We start from the raw sequence: 5443 nt of genomic DNA on the forward strand, positions 1-5443 counted from the left end.
GGGCGGCGGATGCGTCGCCGGTGACGCTTGCCGGCCGCGGTTGCTTCGGGCGGTTGGAAGTGGGTGCCGGCGACGGGGTCCGCGGTGGGCGGATGAAGGGGAGCCAGTGATGCCTGCTCCGCGTGGTCACCAGGGCGCTGGCGCCAGGGGCCGGCGATGGACGGCGGATGCGCCGCCGGTGAGGCCTGCCCCCCGAGGTCGGACGGCTCCAAAAGCCGGTGACGTCACGTTCGCGCCGTCCCACCATGGTCGTATGACCGTGACACAACCGCCCGCACCCCCGCCCTCGCCCGCGGCCCGCGCGCGCTCCTTCGACTCGGCCGCCGCCCAGTACGCGGCGAACCGCCCCTCCTACCCGCCCGCCCTCTTCGACGCCGTCGAGGAACTGGCCGGCCGGGCGCTGTCCGGTGCCAGGGTCGTGGACGTCGGGGCCGGTACGGGTATCGGGACCGCCCTCCTGCAGGCCCGCGGCGCCGACGTGCTCGCCGTCGAACCCGGCGAGGGCATGGCCGCCGAGTTCCGCCGCGTGCTGCCGCATCTCCCGATCGTCCGCGGCAACGGCAACGCCCTCCCCATCGCCGACGCCCACGCCGACTTCATCACCTACGCCCAGGCCTGGCACTGGACCGACACCGCCCGCTCGGTGCCGGAGGCGCTGCGGGTGCTGCGGCCGGGCGGTGCGCTGGCGCTGTGGTGGAACCGCGACGCCGTGGACGTGGAGTGGATCGCCGAGGCAGCCCGCCGTATCGGCCGCTTCCTCGGTGTGGACGTCGCCGCCGAGAAGCGGAAAGCCAGCCGCACGGAACTGGCCGACCCCAGCGGCCGCCTCCGCTTCAGCCGTCGGGAGGTCCGCTGGAGCCGCGGCGTCACGATCGACACCCACCTCGCGAACATCGGCAGCCACTCGGCACTCCTCCTCACGCCCGAGGAGCGCAGGACCGCCTTCCTGGAAGAGGAGCGCGCCCATCTGCTGAAGACCTTCCCGGACGGCATGGTCGAGGAGACCTACGACGTGCTTCTCCTCGTCGCCACCAAACCCTGATCAGCGAATAGGCATCAGCGAAGAAACATCAGCGAAGAGGCGTCGCCCGGAGCGGCGGCCGGGCCCGTCCCGGCCGCCGCTTCCGCATGTGTGGCCGGCCGGCCCCTTGACGCGCGGACCCTCCGGGCACATTATTCATCGCATGATGAATTACGTGCCGGACCTACCAACCCCGGCCCCCACCCCAGCGGTCCAGGCCCACGACCTCACCGCCGTCCGCGGCCCCCGCACCGTCCTCCACCATCTCGACTTCACCGTCCCCCGCGGTCAGGTCACCGGCCTGCTCGGCCCCTCCGGCTGCGGCAAGTCGACCCTCATGCGCTCGATCGTGGGCACCCAGGCCAAGGTCACCGGCACCCTTCAGGTCCTCGGCCACCCGGCCGGCCACCCCGCCCTGCGCACGCGCATCGGCTACGTCACCCAGGACGCCTCCGTCTACGACGACCTGACCGTCCGGCAGAACCTGGAGTACTTCGCCGCGATCCTCGACCCCGGCCACGCAGCCGCCGAACGCCGCCACGAGCACGTCACCCGGGCCATCACCGACGTCGACCTCGCCAGCCACGCCGACGCCCTCGCCGGCAACCTCTCCGGCGGCCAGCGCAACCGGGTCTCACTGGCCGTGGCCCTGCTCGGCGCCCCCGAACTCCTCGTCCTGGACGAACCCACCGTCGGCCTCGACCCCGTACTGCGCCGCGACCTGTGGCGCCTCTTCCACGACATCGCCGCCACCCGCGGCGCCACCCTCCTCGTCTCCTCCCACGTCATGGACGAGGCCGAGCGCTGCCACCGCCTCCTCCTCATGCGCGAGGGCGAGATCCTCGCGGACGACTCCCCGGACGCCCTGCGCACCCGCACCGGCAGCGACACCGTCGAGGCCGCCTTCCTCCACCTCGTCGACGAGGCAGCCGCGGCAGCCCGACCCAAGGAGAGCACCCGATGAGCACGATCAGCACGCCGAGCACCACGACCGCCCCCACCCCGACCGGTGTCATCAACGCGGGCCGCACCACCGCCACCGCCGCCCGGGTCCTGCGCCAGCTCCGCCACGACCCGCGCACCATCGCGCTGATGATCCTCGTCCCGTGCCTGATGCTGATCCTGCTGCGCTATGTCTTCGACGCCAGCCCGCGCACCTTCGACAACATCGGCGCATCCCTGCTCGGCATCTTCCCGCTGATCACGATGTTCCTGGTCACCTCCATCGCCACCCTGCGCGAACGCACCTCCGGCACCCTCGAACGCCTCCTGGCGATGCCCCTCGGCAAGGCCGACCTCATCGCCGGCTACGCCCTCGCCTTCGGCGCGATCGCCATCGTCCAGTCCGCCCTCGCCACCGGACTGGCCGTGTGGGTGCTCGGCCTCGACGTCACCGGCTCACCCTGGCTGCTCCTCCTCGTCGCCCTCCTCGACGCCCTGCTCGGCACGGCCCTCGGCCTCTTCGTCTCCGCCTTCGCCGCCTCGGAGTTCCAGGCGGTCCAGTTCATGCCGGCGGTGATCTTCCCCCAGCTCCTCCTCTGCGGCCTGTTCACTCCCCGGTCCGACATGCAGCCCGTCCTCACGGGCATCTCCGACGTCCTGCCGATGTCCTACGCCGTCGACGGCATGAACCAGGTCCTGCACCACACCGACATGACCGCGACCTTCGTCCGGGACGTCCTGATCGTGGCCGGCTGCGCGCTGCTGGTCCTGGTACTGGGCGCGGCCACCCTCCGGCGCCGAACGGCCTGACCGTCCTTCGCCGATCCCACGGCGCCGGACGGCCGCACTGCGCCCGTGTTCCGCCTGCCGGACAACCCCCCGCACCCTCACGGCCCGGTGCGAGGATGACCCCATGAGCCAGAAAGTCGCAGTCCTCGGCACCGGCAAGATCGGCGAAGCCCTGCTCAGCGGAATGATCCGGGCCGGCTGGGCCCCCGCCGACCTCCTGGTCACCGCCCGCCGCCCGGAACGCGCCGAAGAACTCCGCACCCGCTACGGAGTCAGCCCGGTCACCAACACCGAGGCCGCCAAGACCGCCGACACCCTCATCCTCACGGTCAAGCCGCAGGACATGGGCACCCTCCTGGACGAGCTCGCCCCGCACGTCCCCGCCGACCGCCTGGTCATCAGCGGCGCCGCCGGTATCCCCACCTCCTTCTTCGAGGAGCGCCTGACCGCAGGCACCCCGGTCGTCCGCGTCATGACCAACACCCCCGCCCTCGTCGACGAGGCCATGTCGGTCATCTCCGCCGGCAGCCACGCCACCGAGCAGCACCTCGCGCACGCCGAGGAGATCTTCGGTGCCGTCGGCAAGACACTCCGCGTCCCCGAGACCCAGCAGGACGCCTGCACCGCCCTGTCCGGCTCCGGACCCGCGTACTTCTTCTACCTGGTCGAGGCCATGACCGACGCCGGCATCCTGCTCGGCCTGCCCCGCGACAAGGCCCACGACCTCATCGTCCAGTCCGCCATCGGCGCCGCCGTGATGCTCCGCGACAGCGGCGAACACCCCGTCAAGCTCCGCGAGAACGTCACCTCCCCGGCCGGTACGACGATCAACGCCATCCGCGAACTGGAGAACCACGGCGTACGAGCCGCGCTCATCGCCGCCCTCGAAGCCGCCCGCGACCGCAGCCGCGAACTCGCCTCCGGCAAGAAGGACTGACCCGGCGCCCGGGGGCGACGGCGCTCACCGGCCGCCGCCCGCCCCCGCACGCACGAGCCCGTACTGGCAGGCCCAACGCCCGGCCCTACCGCCCGACCCCGCTCAACGCCGTATCGAACACCGGTGGCAACAGCCCGATCGCCCGGTACGCCGCATCGACGGTCGGCCGGGCCATCGCCCTCGCCTTCTCCGCACCATCCCGCAGCACCCCCTCCACATAGGCAGGATCGGCGCACAGCTCCCTGTGCCTGGCCTGCACGGGCCTGAGGACCTCCACCACCGCCTCCGCGGTGTCCTTCTTCAAGGCGCCGTACGAGTCGTAAACGCCTGCCAGTGACTCAGGGTTCCCGTCCGTGCACGCAGCGAGAATCTCCAGCAGGTTCGAGACCCCCGGCCGCCGCTCGCGGTCGTACTCCACGTCCCGCCCGCTGTCCGTGACGGCCCGCATGACCTTCTTCCGCACGTCGTCCGGCTCGTCCAGCAGATAGACGACCCCCAGCCCCGAGTCGTCCGACTTCCCCATCTTCGACGTCGGGCTCTGCAGATTCATCACCCGCGCCGCCACCGCCGGCCGCGTGGCCCTCGGCACCACGAACGTGTGCCCGAACCGCTGGTTGAACCGCACCGCCAGATCCCGCGCCAGCTCGACATGCTGCACCTGGTCGTCCCCGACCGGCACCTCCTCCGCGCCGTAGCCCAGGATGTCCGCCGCCATCAGCACCGGATACGTCAGCAGGGAGAGCCGCACGGTCCCGCCGCGCTCCCGCACCTTCGCGGTCTTCTCCTTGTACTGGATCATCCGGCGCATCTCACCGTCGGTCGCCACGCACTCCAGCAGATACGACAGCCTCGTGTGCTCGTCGACATGGCTCTGCAGGAACACCGTGCACACCTCGGGATCGAGCCCCGCCGCCAGCATCAACGTCGCCGTCTGCCGACTGAGCCTGAGCAATCGCGCCGGATCCTGGTCCACCGTCAGCGCGTGCAGATCGACGACACAGAACACCGAGTCGGCCTGGCGCTGATCCGTCTCCACCCAGCGCCGCAGGGCTCCCAGGTAGTTGCCCAGCGTCAGGTGCCCGGTCGGCTGAATCCCGCTGAAGACCCGCTTCATCTCCACTCCACCTCCTGGTCGGGACCGCCGCTCCTGCGGCCGGCCCCCGGAGTCCGGAGGAGATACGAGAACGGCCGCCGAAGCGGCGGCCGTTGGATGCATACGTGAGTACGGCCGCCGTCAGGCGGCCCACCACAGCTGGGTACACGTACGCGTCGTCATGCGGATCAGAGTACGCCTCCGGAGCGCACCAGGGGCAAGAGTTGACACACGCCACGCCGATCCGTAGTGTTCTCCGAGTTGTCCGACGTGAGCGCCGACTCCGGTCGGTCCCCGGACAGCCACTCCGCAAGTACCAACCAGCAATCGACGCTCCGGTGTCGAGTGTTTTGGCATGCGTAATTACGGAATGAGGAATCCGCGTTCGAAAGGACGCAGCCCCCGATTAGCTCGGGAGCACGGAATCCGCTAAAGTCTCACTCGTCGGAACGGCCCAACGGCCGGGAGACAAGCCCCCTGACTGGGAGTCAGACTCCGAAAGGATCTGATAGAGTCGGAACCGCCGGAAAGGAAACCGCGAGAAAGCGCGGGAACCTGGAAAGCATCGAGGAAATCGGATCGAGAAAAGGTCTGATAGAGTCGGAAACACCGAAGGGAAGCGCCCGGAGGAAAGCCCGAGAGGGTGAGTACAAAGGAAGCG

5 protein-coding genes are annotated in these 5443 nt (G+C 70.4%); 4 read left to right on the forward strand and 1 reads right to left on the reverse strand.

Annotation, left to right across the window (positions count from 1 at the left end; translation table 11 throughout):
- Positions 1 to 253 precede the first annotated feature (253 nt).
- The 4 genes from ACFYOH_RS40515 to proC all read left to right on the forward strand — a co-directional run bounded on the left by ACFYOH_RS40515 (position 254) and on the right by proC (position 3689).
- Positions 254 to 1042, forward strand: a complete 789-nt coding sequence (locus tag ACFYOH_RS40515; protein ID WP_388636297.1) for a class I SAM-dependent methyltransferase — start codon at positions 254 to 256, stop codon at positions 1040 to 1042.
- Between the two features lie 142 nt (positions 1043 to 1184).
- On the forward strand, positions 1185 to 1985 hold the full coding sequence (locus tag ACFYOH_RS40520) for an ABC transporter ATP-binding protein (protein WP_388636299.1): 801 nt from the start codon (positions 1185 to 1187) through the stop codon (positions 1983 to 1985).
- Positions 1982 to 2773, forward strand: coding sequence for an ABC transporter permease (locus tag ACFYOH_RS40525; RefSeq protein ID WP_388636301.1), 792 nt, complete (start codon positions 1982 to 1984; stop codon positions 2771 to 2773). Before ACFYOH_RS40520 ends, ACFYOH_RS40525 begins: the two co-directional genes overlap by 4 nt.
- 103 nt (positions 2774 to 2876) lie before the next feature.
- Positions 2877 to 3689, forward strand: a complete 813-nt coding sequence (gene proC, locus ACFYOH_RS40530; protein WP_388636303.1) for a pyrroline-5-carboxylate reductase — start codon at positions 2877 to 2879, stop codon at positions 3687 to 3689.
- Positions 3690 to 3774: 85 nt separating this feature from the next.
- Here the strand turns inward: proC and trpS are convergent, their stop codons facing one another.
- Positions 3775 to 4803: a tryptophan--tRNA ligase gene (trpS, locus tag ACFYOH_RS40535; RefSeq protein ID WP_388636305.1), complete on the reverse strand. Its 1029-nt coding sequence runs from the start codon at positions 4801 to 4803 to the stop codon at positions 3775 to 3777.
- Positions 4804 to 5443 lie beyond the last annotated feature (640 nt).

This window comes from Streptomyces sp. NPDC007856 (assembly GCF_042868225.1).
GTDB lineage: Bacteria > Actinomycetota > Actinomycetes > Streptomycetales > Streptomycetaceae > Streptomyces.